Origin of the sequence: Streptomyces sp. NPDC090022 (assembly GCF_044748145.1) — a bacterium.
Lineage (GTDB): Bacteria > Actinomycetota > Actinomycetes > Streptomycetales > Streptomycetaceae > Streptomyces.
This window is the reverse complement of the sequence record NZ_JBIVFN010000040.1, coordinates 1-14,486: the sequence shown is the minus strand read 5'-3', so window position 1 is coordinate 14,486 and position 14,486 is coordinate 1. Positions and strand designations below refer to the sequence as shown.

Here is a 14,486-nt window from a genome sequence, read left to right as displayed (position 1 = left end):
CTGTCGAGAACACCGTACGCCCCGCTCGCGGTACCGGGACCCCCGGTCGCCGTACGGGGGCGACAATGGACGGACGTACGTACGACAGGGAGGGGGCCGCCACGAACGCCGTCTGGAGCCTGGTGGTGCCGCTGAAGCCCCTCGCGGTGGCCAAGAGCCGCCTCGCGGCGGCGGCGGGAGCGGACCGTGCGGGGCTCGCGCTGGCGTTCGCGCAGGACACCGTGGTGGGGGCGCTGGCCTGCGCGGCGGTCGCGGATGTGGTGGTCGTCACGGACGACGCGGTGGCCGGGGCGGAACTGGCCGCGCTGGGGGCGCGGGTCGTCGCCGACGTGCCGGCGGCCGGGCTCAACGCGGCGCTGGCCCACGGGGCGCGGGCGGTGCGGACGGGCCGCCCGCGGGCGGCGGTGGCCGCGATGAACGCGGATCTCCCGGCCCTGCGGACGCCGGAATTGCTACGCGTGCTCGAAAACGCCGCGGAATTCCCCCGGGCATTTCTGGCGGATGCGGCAGGAATCGGGACGACACTGCTTTCCGCGGCCCCGGGCGTGGAATTGGCACCCTCGTTCGGGGGTCCGTCGCGGGCCCGGCATTCGGCGTCGGGGGCGGTGGAAATCGCGCTGGCGGACGTGGTGAGCGTACGGCGGGACGTCGACACCGGCGAGGACCTGCGGGCGGCGGCGGCCCTGGGCCTGGGCCCGTACACGGCCCGATACAGTGCCGGTATGCAGGCGACCGCGTACACCTACGACCCCCGGACCCGCAGCGGCAGTGTGCTGCTGGACGACGGCACCCCGGTTCCCTTCGAGGCCCCGGCGTTCGACGCGGGCGGCCTGCGGCTGCTGCGGCCGGGACAGCGGGTGCGGATCGAGACCGAGGGGTCGGGCGAGGCCCTGCGCATCACGCTGATCACCCTGCAGACGCTCTGACGCCTCGTACGACCGCGACCTGACCTGCGGATTCCCGCGGGGTGGCGGGTGCGGACGCACCGCGGGCCGGCCTCCCCAGCGGGGAAGCCGGCCCGGCGTGTGTGACGGCGGCCCTACTTCTTGCGGGCGGGAGCCTTCTTCGCGGTGGTCTTGCGCGCCGTGGCCTTCTTGGCGGGCGCCTTCTTGGCGGCGGCCTTCTTGGCCGGCGCCGTCTTCTTCGCGGTCGCCGTCTTCTTGGCGGCCGTGGTCTTCGCCGTGACGGCCTTCTTGACGGCGGTCTTCTTGGCGGCGGTGGTCTTGGCGGCCGTCGTCTTCTTGACGGCGGCCTTCTTGGCCGTGGCCGTGGTCTTCTTGGCGGCCGTCGTGGCCTTCTTCGCGGCGGCCTTCTTGGCGGTGGCGGTCTTCTTCGCGGCGGCCTTCTTGACCGTCGCGGAAGCGCCGCCGGTCAGGCTGCCCTTCGGCGCCTTCTTGACGGCCACCTCGTCACCCTTGGGGAGCTTCTTGGTGCCGCTGACCAGGTCCTTGAAGCCCTGTCCCGCGCGGAAGCGGGGAACCGAGGTCTTCTTGACCCGGACGCGCTCACCCGTCTGCGGGTTACGGGCGTAGCGGGCCGGACGGTCCACCTTCTCGAACGAGCCGAAGCCCGTGACCGAGACCCGGTCGCCCGCGACGACCGCGCGGACCATCGCGTCGAGTACCGCGTCGACGGCGTCCGCGGCCTGCTGGCGGCCGCCGAGCTTGTCGGCAATCGCTTCTACGAGCTGCGCCTTGTTCACGTCTTCCCCTTCGGAGACATCGCCAGAACGAATGTGTTCAAGCTATTTCGCACGTTAGGCGGATATATACCGCAAATCAAACACGAAACGGGCTAATCACCCTAGTGCCGCAACGATGGAGGCCGTTGCGGAGTTCCTTCGCATCAGTCGCCTTCAGGGAATCGACCCTCGTCGAGGTCCTTCATCAACCTGTCCAGGCGCCTTGCCGCATCGGCGAGATCGTGCTTCGCCGCGGCTGTGACGACCAACAGCTTCCGGGACAGCGCCATCCTTACGCCCTCCGGGACTTGCAGTGAGCGCACCCTTGCGTGTGCTTCTTTCAACCGGTCCGCGACGAGTTCGTAGAGCTCGAGTTGACTGTCGCGTTCCATGCACAGATTGTGCCATCTGGGGCGAGTTGTCGCCTCACGGGGCCTCAACATACGACTGTGCCCCCCGCCGGAGGGCGGGGGGCACAGTGCGGGTGAAGTGATCACCCGAGGGGCGAAGAAGCGCTGATCAGGCCGGAATCAGAGCGTCATCGTGCGGGGCTTGTAGGACGGCCGGGCGCTTTCGTACGCCGCGATGTCGGCTTCGTTCTGAAGGGTGAGCGAGATGTCGTCCAGGCCTTCCAGCAGACGCCAGCGGGCGTTGTCGTCCAGCTCGAACTCGGCCTCGATGCCGGTCGCGCGGACCTGGCGCGCGACCAGGTCGACGGTGATCTCGGCGGTGGGGTCGGCCTCGGTCAGCTCCCACAGCGCGTCGACGGTCGCCTGCGGCAGGACCACCGTCAGCAGACCGTTCTTGAGGGAGTTGCCGCGGAAGATGTCGGCGAACCGCGAGGAGATGACGGTCTTGAAGCCGAAGTTCTGCAGGGCCCAGACGGCGTGCTCGCGGGAGGAACCGGTGCCGAAGTCGGGGCCGGCGACCAGCACCGTCGCGCCCTGGCGCTCCGGGCGGTTCGTGATGAACTCGGGGTCCTTGCGCCAGGCCTCGAAGAGCCCGTCCTCGAACCCGTCACGGGTGATCTTCTTCAGCCAGTGGGCCGGGATGATCTGGTCGGTGTCGACATTGCTGCGGCGCAGTGGGACGGCCCGGCCAGTGTGCGTGGTGAAGGCTTCCATGGCTGATCAGACTCCGGAGGGGGCGGGAGCGGCGGAGGACTCGGACAGGTCGGCGGGCGAGGCCAGGTGACCCAGGACCGCGGTGGCCGCGGCCACCTGCGGGGAGACCAGGTGGGTCCGGCCGCCCTTGCCCTGCCGGCCCTCGAAGTTGCGGTTGGAGGTGGAGGCGGAACGCTCGCCCGGGGCCAGTTGGTCGGGGTTCATGCCCAGGCACATCGAACAGCCCGCGTGCCGCCATTCGGCGCCGGCCTCCTTGAAGACCTTGTCCAGGCCCTCCTCGACGGCCTGGAGGGCGACCCGGACGGAGCCGGGGACGACCAGCATCCGTACGCCGTCGGCGACTTTGCGGCCCTCGATGATCCCGGCGACCGCGCGCAGGTCCTCGATGCGGCCGTTGGTGCACGAACCTACGAAGACCGTGTCGACCTTGATGTCGCGCAGCGGCTGCCCGGCCGTCAACCCCATGTACTCCAGGGCCTTTTCGGCGGCCAGGCGCTCCGAAGCGTCCTCGTACGAAGCCGGATCGGGGACGTGGGAGGACAGCGGCGCGCCCTGGCCCGGGTTGGTGCCCCAGGTGACGAACGGGGAGAGCGAGGCGCCGTCGATGACGACCTCGGCGTCGAAGACCGCGTCCTCGTCGGTGCGCAGGGTCCTCCAGTACGCGACCGCCGCATCCCAGTCCTCGCCCGTGGGGGCGTGGTCGCGCCCCTGGAGGTAGTCGAAGGTGGTCTGGTCGGGGGCGATCATGCCCGCGCGGGCGCCGGCCTCGATCGACATGTTGCAGATGGTCATGCGGGCTTCCATCGAGAGCTTCTCGACGGCCTCGCCGCGGTACTCCAGGACGTAGCCCTGGCCGCCACCGGTACCGATCTTGGCGATGATCGCCAGGATCAGGTCCTTGGCGGTGACGCCCTCGGCCAGCTCGCCGGTGACCGTGATCGCCATGGTCTTGGGGCGGGCCAGCGGCAGCGTCTGGGTGGCCAGCACGTGCTCGACCTGGCTGGTGCCGATGCCGAAGGCCAGCGCGCCGAAGGCGCCGTGCGTGGAGGTGTGGGAGTCGCCGCAGACCACGGTGGTGCCGGGCTGGGTCAGGCCCAGCTGCGGTCCCACCACGTGGACGACGCCCTGCTCGACGTCGCCGAGCGGGTGCAGCCGTACGCCGAACTCGGCGCAGTTCTTGCGCAGCGTCTCCAGCTGCGCGCGGGAGACCGGGTCCGCGATGGGCTTGTCGATGTCGAGGGTGGGGGTGTTGTGGTCCTCGGTCGCGATGGTGAGGTCGAGGCGGCGGACCGCGCGGCCGTTCTGACGCAGCCCTTCGAAGGCCTGGGGGCTGGTCACCTCGTGCAGCAGGTGCAGATCGATGAAGAGGAGGTCGGGCTCGCCCTCTGCGCGCCGGACGACATGGTCGTCCCAGACCTTCTCCGCGAGTGTCCTACCCATCGCTTTCCCTCCGGCCGACGGCTGCGCCGGCACTTCTCGGTGCCCGATTCGCGGGCCGTTGTACGGCCGCACAACCACCTTCGCAAGTTCCTGGCGAAATTGAACTTGCGTTTCACAGTGTGAGACGTGAATATCGTTTCATGGACAACTCTAGCGGCGTCGGCGTTCTCGACAAGGCAGCTCTGGTACTGAGCGCACTGGAGTCCGGTCCGGCCACCCTCGCCGGGCTGGTCGCGGCGACAGGGCTCGCACGACCCACGGCACATCGCCTTGCCGTGGCACTGGAACACCACCGGATGGTGGCGAGGGACATGCAGGGCCGGTTCATCCTCGGCCCGCGGCTGGCGGAGCTCGCCGCCGCGGCCGGCGAGGACCGCCTGCTGGCCACGGCGGGACCGGTGCTCACGCACCTGCGCGACGTGACGGGCGAGAGCGCGCAGCTCTACCGCCGGCAGGGCGACATGCGTATCTGCGTGGCGGCCGCCGAGCGGCTCTCCGGCCTGCGGGACACCGTGCCCGTGGGCTCCACGCTCCCGATGAAGGCCGGCTCGGCGGCCCAGATCCTGATGGCCTGGGAGGAGCCCGAGCGGCTGCACCGCGGCCTGCAGGGGGCGCGCTTCACGGCGACGGCCCTCTCCGGCGTACGGCGCCGCGGCTGGGCCCAGTCCATCGGCGAGCGGGAGCCCGGTGTGGCGTCCGTCTCGGCGCCGGTGCGCGGGCCCTCGAACCGCGTGGTGGCCGCCGTGTCGGTCTCCGGGCCGATCGAGCGCCTGACCCGCCACCCGGGCCGGATGCACGCGCAGGCGGTCATCGACGCCGCCGCCCGCCTCACGGAGGCCCTGCGCCGCTCCGGCTGACCCGCCCCGCCTTCCCTCCGTCCCCGGGCCCCGGGGCGCGCACGACGCCGCACACGTTCGAACGCGCGCCCCCGGGCCCTCACTTGTGCCCCGCCGACGGGTCCCTGCGTACGTTCCGGAAACGACGAAGAGGCCCTCCGCGATCATCGCGGAGGGCCTCTCCTGTGCGTACCCCCGACCGGATTCGAACCGGCGCTACCGCCTTGAGAGGGCGGCGTGCTAGGCCGCTACACAACGGGGGCCTGCATCACAGCGTGCGCTGCACTGCGCTGGGCTACCAGGACTCGAACCTAGAACAAAGGAACCAGAAACCTTCGTGTTGCCAATTACACCATAGCCCAAAGTGGTCTATACCAGACCGAGTACCCCCGACCGGATTCGAACCGGCGCTACCGCCTTGAGAGGGCGGCGTGCTAGGCCGCTACACAACGGGGGCCCTAGCGATCCTGCATCGAGGCGTCCGGGAGCTACCCAGGAGACTTCGCGGGAAGGATCTGTACCCCCGACCGGATTCGAACCGGCGCTACCGCCTTGAGAGGGCGGCGTGCTAGGCCGCTACACAACGGGGGCTAAGCACTGCGTTACTACTGCACTGCGCTGGGGTACCAGGACTCGAACCTAGAATAAGGGAACCAGAAACCCTCGTGTTGCCAATTACACTATACCCCACCAAAAGTCAACCCCCTGTGGGGTTTTCTTTCGAGTGGCGCCTCCGTCCGGCCTTTCGGCCCGCTCCGGCGGCGCAGAAAGAACATTACCGGATGCCTGACCGTGCTCCAAAACGGGTATCCCCGGCCAGCAGCTCCGGGAGCTGGGCGAGTCCCCTGATCCGGTGCACGCCGTCCGGGCCGGGACCGCGTCCGCCGTCCCGGTCCAGCCATACGGCGACCAGCCCGGCGTCCCGCGCGCCGCGGGCGTCGATCTCCGGCTGGTCCCCCACGTACGCCACGTCGGCGGCCGGCAGCCCCAGCGCGTCGCACGCCGCCCGGAACGCGGCGGCCTCGGGCTTGCTCACTCCCAGCTCGGCGGCGCACACCAGCACCTCGAAGCGGTCGCGCAGCCCCAGGTGACGCAGCTTGGGGTCCTGGTTGGCCGTGCTGGAGTTGGACAGCACCCCGTGGCGGTAGTCCGCGCCCAGGGCGCCCAGGACCGGCAGGACGTCCGGGAAGAGCGCCCAGGCGGCCTTGTAGTGCGCGACGTACCGCTCGAACCAGTCGTCGGCCTCCTCGTCGCCCAGCTCGGGCCGCTCCAGGAAGTCCCGGACCCGGTCCCGCCGCTGCTCCTGGAAGCCCACCTCGCCGGCGGCGAAGCGCGCCCAGTTCCGGTCGGTGATCTCGCGCCAGCGGGCCAGCGCCTGGAGCGGTGTGCCGTAGCTCTCCCCCAGCCCCTCGTCCACCAGGTGGCGCGCCAGCCCCGCGGCGTCCGCCCCCGTGTAGTCGAAGAGCGTGTCGTCGATGTCCCACAGCACGGCGCGGATCGGCATGGGACCGACCTTACGCCGAAGCGCCCGGCGGCGGGGGGCCTTCCGGGCGCTTCAGGACGTACGGGTGATGAACGCGGTGCGACGGGGTGTGCGCCGACCGCCGGTGCCTATGCGGCGAGCTTGGCCAGGGCCGCGTCGATGCGGGCCAGGGTGCGCTCCTGCCCGAGGATCTCCAGGGACTCGAAGAGCGGCAGGCCGATGGTGCGGCCGGTCACGGCGACGCGGACCGGGGCCTGGGCCTTGCCGAGCTTGAGGCCGTGGGCCTCGCCGGCGGTCAGGACGGCCTGCTTGAGCGACTCGGGGTCGCTCCAGTCCGCCGCCTCCAGGTGCGCGCGGGCCGTGGTGAGCAGCGCGGCCGGCTCGCCCTTCATCGCCTTGTCCCAGGAGGCCTGGTCGAACGCCGGCTCCTTCAGGAACAGGAAGTCGACGTTGTCCGTGATGTCGGACAGGACGGTCACCCGGGTCTGGGCGTGCGGCGCGATGGCCTCCCAGGCGGCCGGGTCGAAGTCCTCCGGCGCCCAGGGGGCGTGCGGGGCCTGCAGCCAGGGGGCGCAGGCGTCCGCGAAGTCCTTCGGGTCCAGCATGCGGATGTGGTCGCCGTTGATCGACTCGCACTTCTTGAGGTCGAAGCGCGCCGGGTTGGCGTTGACGTCCGTGATGTCGAACTTCGCCACCATCTCGTCGATCGAGAAGATGTCCTGGTCCTTGGAGAAGGACCAGCCGAGCAGCGACAGGTAGTTGAGCAGGCCCGCGGGCAGGAACCCGCGCTCGCGGTAGAGGTTCAGCGAGGCCTGCGGGTCCCGCTTGGAGAGCTTCTTGTTGCCCTCGCCCATGACGTACGGCAGATGGCCGAACTGCGGGACCTCCTTGGCCACGCCCAGCTCGATCAGCGCCTTGTAGAGGGCGATCTGGCGCGGGGTGGAGGACAGCAGGTCCTCGCCGCGCAGCACGTGCGTGATCTCCATCAGCGCGTCGTCGACCGGGTTCACCAGCGTGTACAGCGGCGCGCCGTTGGCCCGCAGGATGCCGTAGTCCGGCACGTTCTCCGGGGTGAAGGTCAGCTCGCCGCGCACCAGGTCGGTGAAGGTGATCGGCTCGTCGGGCATCCGGAAGCGCACGATCGAGGTGCGGCCCTCGGCCTCGTACGCCGCCTTCTGCTCGGGGGTGACCACGCGGCACATGCCGTCGTAGCCGGAGGGGCGGCCCTCGCGGCGGGCGATCTCGCGGCGCTCGTCGAGCTCCTCGGCGGTGCAGTAGCAGTGGTACGCGTAGCCGCCGTCGATGAGCTTGGCGGCGACGTCCGCGTAGAGGTCCATCCGCTGGGACTGGCGGTAGGGGGCGTGCGGGCCGCCCACCTCGGGGCCCTCGTCCCAGGTGAAGCCGAGCCACTTCAGGGAGTCGAGCAGCTGCTCGTAGGACTCCTCGGAGTCGCGCGCCGCGTCGGTGTCCTCGATGCGGAACACGAACGTGCCACCGTGGTGGCGGGCGAACGCCCAGTTGAAGAGGGCGGTCCGGACCAGGCCCACGTGGGGGTTGCCGGTCGGGGAGGGACAGAAACGTACGCGGACGGAGCCGTTAGCCACGCTTGATCACCTTGTTGGTGAGAGTGCCGATGCCTTCGATGGTGACGGCGACCTCGTCGCCGACGTTGAGGGGGCCGACTCCGGCCGGGGTCCCCGTGAGGACGACGTCGCCGGGGAGCAGCGTCATCGCCTCGGTGATGTGCACGATCAGGTCCTCGACGGAGCGGACCATGTCGCTGGTGCTGCCCAGCTGACGCTGTTCGCCGTTGACCGTGCACTGGACGGCCAGGCCCGCGGCGACCGCCGCCGGGTCGAGGTCCGTCTCGATCCAGGGGCCCAGCGGGCAGGAGCTGTCGAAGCCCTTGGCCCGGGCCCACTGCTTCTCGCGCTGCTGGACGTCGCGCGCGGTGACGTCGTTGGCGCAGGTGAAGCCGAGGATGACGTCCTTGACCCGCTCGCGGGGGACCTCGCGGCACATCCGGCCGATCACCACGGCGAGCTCCGCCTCGTGGTGGAGGTCCTGGGAGAAGGAGGGGTACGCGATCGGGTCGCCCGGGCCCACCACGGAGGTGGAGGGCTTGAAGAAGGTGATCGGGGCCTCGGGGACCTCGTTGCCGAGCTCCGCCGCGTGCTCCGCGTAGTTGCGGCCGATGGCCACGACCTTGTTCGGGAGCACGGGCGGCAGCAGGCGGACCTTGCTCAGCGGGACCTTCGTGCCGGAGAGCTCGAAGTCCGCGAACGGGATGCCCTTGATGATGTCGAGGACGAGCTCGCCCTCGGCGCCGGGGGCGGCGTCGCCCTCGACCGCGCCGAAGGCGACGTTGCCGTCGATCGAGAACCTGGCGATGCGCACGTGTTGCGTCTGCCCCTCTTGTGTTTCCGCTGGCTGGAGTCTGCGGACTCCAGGCTAACGCGGTGGGCAGCGCCTCTCCGCGCTGTTCGCGCGGCGGCGCGGGGGCCCCGCCGCTACTGCGCGGCGGTGGCCGGGGCGTCCATCAGGACGGTGCGGCGCGGGTTGGCGGTCTGGGTGGGCAGCTCGACGGCGTGCTCCGGGGCCTGCGGCGCCTGCAGCTCCTCGGCGTCCTTGAGGTGGGCGAGCGTGGTGCGGCGCGGGTTGGCTATGTTGCGGAACATCATCGTCGTCTTCATCGGGGTATCGGGTCCTCGGTCACTGGGGCGGTTGTCGGATGTGCCATCCCTGTAAAGGCCCAGGCTAAACATCGGCATCCCCGCGGGAACCGGGAAGTAATGGCCACGGCTGTGTGAGTTTGCTCACCAGCGACCGGGCATTATGGACATTGCAGACAGTCAAAACGACCCGGAGAAACGGACATTGCGCCACTGAATGCGCCATTCCGCTCCTGATCATCTCGACTGGGACACCTTGACGATCTCGTCGTTTGGGTGTTGTACGTCCGATTCCTACCGAAAGGGCTTCCACGCCGCGTAGCCCGGCCGTCACGCGACGTCACCGGCGCTCCGGGGTCGCCCTCGCACCTTGTTGGAGATCCAGCACTGTGCTGGAATTCGCGGGACCGCCGCGGGTATCAGCCGGCGCGCAGGGGGCGCTTCCACGCGCCGAGCCCGGCGGGCAGGAAGGGGAGACGCGCCGGTCACCTACGACCACCATGGGGCCATTCGCGCCCCACGACTCGACACCGTCCCACCGGTCACCCGGAGGGACGCCTGGTCCAGAGGTTGCGACGCTAGTGCAGGGACGATTCAAGAGGGATGGCAGCGCTGCGGCGGAGCAGGAGCCGCGCGGCGGGACCGACCGTGGCTCCTCGCCCCAGCACGCCCAGAACCGCGGGCCGGCTGCCGGTCAAGGCGCCCCCGACACCTCCTCCCCCACCCCCGTGAAGGCGGGCAGGGGCCGGAACAAGGGCAAGGGCCGCGGCACCACCACGCCGCCGGACGAGGCCGTCGAGCAGGACCAGGCGATACCCAAGGCCCCCAGTGGGTCCGGTTCCCGTCTGGCCATGCAGAACTGGCGCATCAGCACGCGACTGGTGTCGCTGCTGACCCTGCCCGTCGTCGCGGCCACCACGCTGGGTGGCTTCCGTATCAACGACTCGCTCAACGACATCGATCAGCTGGAGCACATGCAGCTCCTGACGACGATGACCCGGCAGGCCACCAACCTGGCCGCCATGCTCCAGGAGGAGCGGGACAAGTCCGCGGGTCCGCTGACGGTCGACAAGAACAACCCCGAGAAGGCCGGCAAGCCCAACAGCATCGTCGAGGGCGTCAAGGCCTCCACCGACTCGGCCGTGGCGGCCTTCAACGCCGCGACGGACAAGGTCGACACCCAGAGCGACACCGACGAGACCCTCAAGTCGATCCGCAACAACATCCTGCAGATCGCCCGCCAGCTCGAGACCCTCGAAACCATCCGCGACAAGGCGTACCAGGTCAGCGCCCAGCAGACGATCACCGAGTACAACTCGCTGATCGTCTCCCTGCTCTCGCTCTCCCAGGACATGGCCCAGGCCACCTCCAACCCGGAGATGATCAAGCGTACGCGCGCCCTGGCCGCGTTCTCCTCCGCCAAGGAGTACGCCTCGATCCAGCGCGCGATCATCGCCGCCGCCCTCCCCGAGACGGGCGACAAGCCGGGCTTCATGGACGAGAACAACCGTCTGTACGGCCAGTCCGCGCTCCGCGGCGAGGGCCAGGCGAGGAAGACCTTCGAGCTCGTCTACCAGGGCAAGGCCGAGGACCTCCTGCAGTCGCTCGGCGACGGCAACGCCGAGGTCGGCACCGCCGACCACTACGCCCGCCGCGTGCTCAGCAACCCGGATCAGCTCCGCAAGGAGAAGAACCGGTCCTGGATGGACTGGTACGACGCGGACGACACCAAGCTCGTCGCCATGAAGGTCATCGAGCTCACGCTGCTCGAGGACATGGAGCAGAAGGCCCGCGAGCTCAAGAACGAGTCGCAGCGCGACGCCATCATCAACGGTGCGCTGATCCTCCTCGTCCTCGGCGTCTCCCTCGTCGGCGCGTTCATCATGGCCCGGTCCATGATCCGCTCGCTGCGCCGGCTCCAGGACACCGCGACCAGGGTCGCCCAGGAACGTCTGCCCGAGCTCGTCAAGCAGCTGTCCGAGACCGACCCGCAGGACGTGGACACGTCCGTGGAGTCCGTCGGTGTGCACTCGCGCGACGAGATCGGCCAGGTGGCCGCGGCCTTCGACGACGTGCACCGCGAGGCCGTCCGCCTCGCCGCCGAGCAGGCCCTCCTGCGGGGCAACGTCAACGCGATGTTCACCAACCTCTCGCGCCGTTCGCAGGGCCTCATCCAGCGCCAGCTCTCGCTCATCTCCGAGCTGGAGTCGCGCGAGGCCGACCCGGACCAGCTGTCCTCGCTCTTCAAGCTCGACCACCTCGCGACCCGTATGCGCCGTAACGGCGAAAACCTCCTCGTCCTCGCGGGCGAGGAGCCGGGCCGCCGGTGGACCCGCCCCGTCCCGCTCGTCGACGTGCTCCGTGCCGCCGCGTCCGAGGTGGAGCAGTACGAGCGCATCGAACTGGCCTCGGTCCCCTCGACCGATGTGGCCGGGCGCGTCGTCAACGACCTCGTGCACCTCCTCGCCGAGCTGCTCGAGAACGCGACCTCGTTCTCCTCGCCGCAGACCAAGGTCAAGGTGACCGGTCACGCGCTGCCCGACGGCCGCGTGCTGGTCGAGATCCACGACACCGGTATCGGTCTGTCCCCCGAGGACCTCGCCGCGATCAACGAGCGGCTCGCGTCGCCGCCCACCGTGGACGTGTCGGTCTCCCGACGCATGGGTCTGTTCGTGGTCGGCCGCCTGTCCCTGCGACACGGCATCCGCATCCAGCTGCGTCCCTCCGACTCGGGCGGTACGACGGCGCTCGTCATGCTCCCGGTCGACGTTGCCCAGGGCGGCCGCAAGCCCGGCCCGATGCCCGGCCAGGGCGGTCCGGGCGGCGCGCCCGGCACCCCGGGCGGTCCCGGCGGCCAGCAGGCCGGCGCCCAGAACTCCATGGCCGCTCCGGGTGCCCGTCAGCCGGTCGGCGCGGGCCCGCAGCGCGGCCAGGTTCCCGGCGGCGCCCAGCGTGCCGCCCTGCCGGGCCGCGACGGCTCCGGTCAGCAGCGCGGCCAGCAGCGTGGTCCGGGCGCGCCCGCGGGTCCCACCCAGAACTCCTTCGGCGCCGGCGCTCCGGCCGGTCCGGGCCGTGGCCCGGCCGCGTCCTCGCCCGCCGGGCCGCTGACCGGTGGCCCGCAGCAGCGTCCGGCTCCCGCGCCGTCGGCCCCGGCCGGTCCGGCCGGGTTCCCCCAGGGCACGGGCGGCTTCGAGCGGCCCCAGCCGGCGCCCCCGATGCCGGCCACGCCGTCCGCGCCCGCCGCTCCGCAGGGCCGCGGCCCGCGGGCGCAGCTGCCCCCGCGCGGTGGCGCGCCGCGTCCGGAGCTCCCGGGCGCCGGCGGCGCTCCGGCCGGCCAGCCGCAGACCACCAGCTGGGGTGCCGCCCCGGGCCAGGGCGGCCAGGACGTTCCGCGCGGTCACGACGAGCTGACGGGCCCCGGTTCGACGGCCGAGTTCGCCCGCCCGGACTTCAACGCCCCGTACCCGCAGAGCAACAGCACCACCGGCCAGTTCGAGCACACCGACGTGCGCGGCGGGCTGGACCCGGCGTCCACCGGTCAGTTCGCCCGCCCCGACTTCGGCGCGCCGCGGCCGGGCGGTCCGGGTGTCGGTGCGTACGGCCAGCAGGGCCAGGGCGCCCCGCAGGCACCCGTACCGGCGCGGCCGGAGACGCCGCGGCTGCCGCAGGGCCACCAGCCGGAGGCGCTGCCGCCGGCCCCGAGCTCCTCGGAGGCCCGCAGCCCGATCTTCGACACGCTGGAGTCCAACTGGTCCCGCCAGGACGGTGGCCAGCGCGTGCCCCAGCAGCCGCAGCAGGCGCCGACGGCCCAGCCGCCGCAGCGTCAGCAGCCGCCGATGATGCCGCAGCGCGGCCAGGAGCGCGCGGCCGAGCCCGCGACCCAGGCCACCGGTGCCACGCCGACGGTGAGCTGGCGCTCCTCGCCCAACGACGAGCTGATGCGCCAGGCCGAGCGCGTGCGCCAGCCCGCCGCGGGCGGCATCACGACCTCGGGGCTGCCCCGCCGGGTCCCGCGAGCGAACCTCGTGGCCGGTACGGCGCAGCAGCAGGCCGACGCCCAGTCCGGCCCGCAGGTCTCCCGTGCCCCGGACGACGTCCGCGGCCGTCTGACCAACCTCCGACGGGGTATCCAGCAGGGACGCCAGGCCGGCAACAGCGGGCCCGCGACCGGCAGTTACCAGATCGACCCCACTTACCAGCAGGAGCGATAGTTGAGTTCGATGAGCCAGGCGGCACAGAACCTGAACTGGTTGATCACCAACTTCGTGGACAACACCCCTGGGGTGTCCCACACCGTGGTGGTCTCCGCCGACGGCCTCCTTCTGGCGATGTCCGAAGGTTTCCCGCGTGACCGCGCGGATCAGCTGGCGGCCGTGGCCTCCGGACTGACCTCGCTGACCGCCGGAGCCTCCCGCATCTTCGAGGGCGGCGCCGTCAACCAGACCGTGGTCGAGATGGACCGGGGATTCCTGTTCCTGATGTCCGTCTCCGACGGGTCCTCGCTGGCCGTGCTCGCGCACCCCGAATGCGACATCGGCCTCGTGGGCTACGAGATGGCCCTCCTCGTGGACCGCGCGGGCAGTGTCCTCACCCCGGACCTGCGCGCGGAACTGCAGGGCAGCCTGCTCATCTGACCGCCATCTTCCGGCCGGCCGGTACTGCCGGCCGGAAGACCCGGGCCCCTGGCCCCGGGAGCCAAGTACCACCACCAGGCCGTCATCTCTTCCCCCCACCGGCCCCGTCAGACGGCACGCTGACCACTGCTGTCCAGCCCGGAGGATTCATGACCCCGCCCCCCGCCTACCCCGATTCGTACGGAGATTCGTCGTACGCGGAAGGCGACCAGCCGCTGGTCCGTCCCTACGCGATGACCGGTGGCCGGACCCGGCCGCGCTACCAGCTCGCCATCGAGGCGCTGGTCAGCACCACGGCCGATCCGATGCACCTGTCGGGCCTGCTCCCCGAGCACCAGCGCATCTGCACGCTGTGCCGCGAGGTCAAGTCGGTCGCCGAGGTCTCGGCACTGCTGTCGATGCCGCTCGGCGTCGCCCGGATCCTCGTGGCCGACCTGGCCGAGGCCGGAATGGTGGCCATCCACCAGCCGGGCAATGGAGAGGCCGGCGGCACGCCGGATGTAACGCTGCTCGAGAGGGTTCTCAGTGGACTTCGCAAGCTCTAACGGCGGAGCGGCTCGCTCCACCACCTCCGCGAAGATCGTGGTGGCGGGCGGCTTCGGCGTGGGCAAGACCA

General features: G+C 71.0%; 12 protein-coding genes, 5 tRNA genes and 2 pseudogenes. 6 read left to right on the top strand and 13 right to left on the bottom strand.

Annotated elements, in window-relative coordinates:
- Positions 1–65: 65 nt before the first annotated feature.
- Positions 66–722, top strand: a pseudogene (gene cofC / locus ACIPXB_RS36070) (2-phospho-L-lactate guanylyltransferase); the annotation flags it as partial.
- Positions 723–1,039: 317 nt separating this feature from the next.
- On the opposite strand, the gene ACIPXB_RS36065 reads toward cofC, so the two are convergent.
- The 4 genes from ACIPXB_RS36065 to leuC all read right to left on the bottom strand — a co-directional run bounded on the left by ACIPXB_RS36065 (position 1,040) and on the right by leuC (position 4,245).
- Positions 1,040–1,702 (bottom strand): HU family DNA-binding protein, encoded by a 663-nt coding sequence (locus ACIPXB_RS36065; protein WP_401457051.1) that lies wholly within the window; start codon positions 1,700–1,702, stop codon positions 1,040–1,042.
- Positions 1,703–1,845: 143 nt separating this feature from the next.
- Entirely contained in the window at positions 1,846–2,073 is a 228-nt protein-coding gene (locus tag ACIPXB_RS36060; RefSeq protein WP_219667952.1) for a hypothetical protein, read from the bottom strand.
- A gap of 138 nt (positions 2,074–2,211) precedes the next feature.
- A complete protein-coding gene (leuD, locus tag ACIPXB_RS36055) occupies positions 2,212–2,805 on the bottom strand; it encodes a 3-isopropylmalate dehydratase small subunit (RefSeq protein ID WP_401457048.1) in 594 nt (197 codons plus the stop codon).
- A gap of 6 nt (positions 2,806–2,811) precedes the next feature.
- Entirely contained in the window at positions 2,812–4,245 is a 1,434-nt protein-coding gene (leuC, locus tag ACIPXB_RS36050; protein ID WP_401457045.1) for a 3-isopropylmalate dehydratase large subunit, read from the bottom strand.
- A gap of 140 nt (positions 4,246–4,385) precedes the next feature.
- Here leuC and ndgR point away from each other — a divergent pair, with 140 nt between their 5' ends.
- Positions 4,386–5,102, top strand: coding sequence for an IclR family transcriptional regulator NdgR (ndgR, locus tag ACIPXB_RS36045; RefSeq protein ID WP_030304142.1), 717 nt, complete (start codon positions 4,386–4,388; stop codon positions 5,100–5,102).
- Between the two features lie 169 nt (positions 5,103–5,271).
- Here ndgR and ACIPXB_RS36040 read toward each other — a convergent pair.
- The 9 genes from ACIPXB_RS36040 to ACIPXB_RS36000 form a co-directional block, all read right to left on the bottom strand.
- A tRNA-Glu gene (locus tag ACIPXB_RS36040) sits at positions 5,272–5,344 on the bottom strand.
- Between the two features lie 27 nt (positions 5,345–5,371).
- Positions 5,372–5,443: transfer RNA gene (locus ACIPXB_RS36035), tRNA-Gln, on the bottom strand.
- Positions 5,444–5,465: 22 nt separating this feature from the next.
- A tRNA-Glu gene (locus ACIPXB_RS36030) sits at positions 5,466–5,538 on the bottom strand.
- A gap of 61 nt (positions 5,539–5,599) precedes the next feature.
- Positions 5,600–5,672: transfer RNA gene (locus ACIPXB_RS36025), tRNA-Glu, on the bottom strand.
- 27 nt (positions 5,673–5,699) lie between these two features.
- Positions 5,700–5,771 (bottom strand) — tRNA-Gln (locus ACIPXB_RS36020).
- A gap of 85 nt (positions 5,772–5,856) precedes the next feature.
- Positions 5,857–6,585, bottom strand: a complete 729-nt coding sequence (locus ACIPXB_RS36015; protein ID WP_401457042.1) for an HAD family hydrolase — start codon at positions 6,583–6,585, stop codon at positions 5,857–5,859.
- Positions 6,586–6,692: 107 nt separating this feature from the next.
- Positions 6,693–8,168 carry a glutamate--tRNA ligase gene (gene gltX, locus ACIPXB_RS36010; protein ID WP_401457040.1) on the bottom strand — a complete coding sequence of 492 codons (1,476 nt, stop codon included), beginning with the start codon at positions 8,166–8,168 and terminating at the stop codon, positions 6,693–6,695.
- Positions 8,161–8,961: a fumarylacetoacetate hydrolase family protein gene (locus ACIPXB_RS36005; RefSeq protein ID WP_401457038.1), complete on the bottom strand. Its 801-nt coding sequence runs from the start codon at positions 8,959–8,961 to the stop codon at positions 8,161–8,163. Before ACIPXB_RS36005 ends, gltX begins: the two co-directional genes overlap by 8 nt.
- Positions 8,962–9,074: 113 nt before the next feature.
- A complete protein-coding gene (locus ACIPXB_RS36000) occupies positions 9,075–9,257 on the bottom strand; it encodes a hypothetical protein (protein ID WP_401457036.1) in 183 nt (60 codons plus the stop codon).
- Positions 9,258–9,817: 560 nt separating this feature from the next.
- Here ACIPXB_RS36000 and ACIPXB_RS35995 point away from each other — a divergent pair.
- The 4 genes and pseudogenes from ACIPXB_RS35995 to ACIPXB_RS35980 all read left to right on the top strand — a co-directional run.
- Positions 9,818–13,447, top strand: coding sequence for a nitrate- and nitrite sensing domain-containing protein (locus ACIPXB_RS35995; protein ID WP_401457034.1), 3,630 nt, complete (start codon positions 9,818–9,820; stop codon positions 13,445–13,447).
- Between the two features lie 9 nt (positions 13,448–13,456).
- On the top strand, positions 13,457–13,870 hold the full coding sequence (locus ACIPXB_RS35990) for a roadblock/LC7 domain-containing protein (RefSeq protein ID WP_008739864.1): 414 nt from the start codon (positions 13,457–13,459) through the stop codon (positions 13,868–13,870).
- Between the two features lie 149 nt (positions 13,871–14,019).
- The gene (locus tag ACIPXB_RS35985; RefSeq protein ID WP_401457033.1) at positions 14,020–14,415 is read left to right on the top strand and encodes a DUF742 domain-containing protein; all 396 of its coding nucleotides are present in this window, start codon (positions 14,020–14,022) and stop codon (positions 14,413–14,415) included.
- A pseudogene (locus ACIPXB_RS35980) lies at positions 14,396–14,486 on the top strand (ATP-binding protein); the annotation flags it as partial. The gene ACIPXB_RS35985 and the pseudogene ACIPXB_RS35980, both read left to right, overlap by 20 nt.

Bases quoted from the DNA above. Each gene is read 5' to 3' on its own strand.
- ACIPXB_RS35990 (WP_008739864.1), top strand. From the start codon at position 13,457: ATGAGCCAGGCGGCACAGAACCTGAACTGGTTGATCACCAACTTCGTG.
- ACIPXB_RS35985 (WP_401457033.1), top strand. From the start codon at position 14,020: ATGACCCCGCCCCCCGCCTACCCCGATTCGTACGGAGATTCGTCGTAC.
- leuD (WP_401457048.1), bottom strand. From the start codon at position 2,805: ATGGAAGCCTTCACCACGCACACTGGCCGGGCCGTCCCACTGCGCCGC.
- ACIPXB_RS36000 (WP_401457036.1), bottom strand. From the start codon at position 9,257: ATGAAGACGACGATGATGTTCCGCAACATAGCCAACCCGCGCCGCACC.
- ACIPXB_RS36060 (WP_219667952.1), bottom strand. From the start codon at position 2,073: ATGGAACGCGACAGTCAACTCGAGCTCTACGAACTCGTCGCGGACCGG.
- ndgR (WP_030304142.1), top strand. From the start codon at position 4,386: ATGGACAACTCTAGCGGCGTCGGCGTTCTCGACAAGGCAGCTCTGGTA.
- ACIPXB_RS36015 (WP_401457042.1), bottom strand. From the start codon at position 6,585: ATGCCGATCCGCGCCGTGCTGTGGGACATCGACGACACGCTCTTCGAC.
- leuC (WP_401457045.1), bottom strand. From the start codon at position 4,245: ATGGGTAGGACACTCGCGGAGAAGGTCTGGGACGACCATGTCGTCCGG.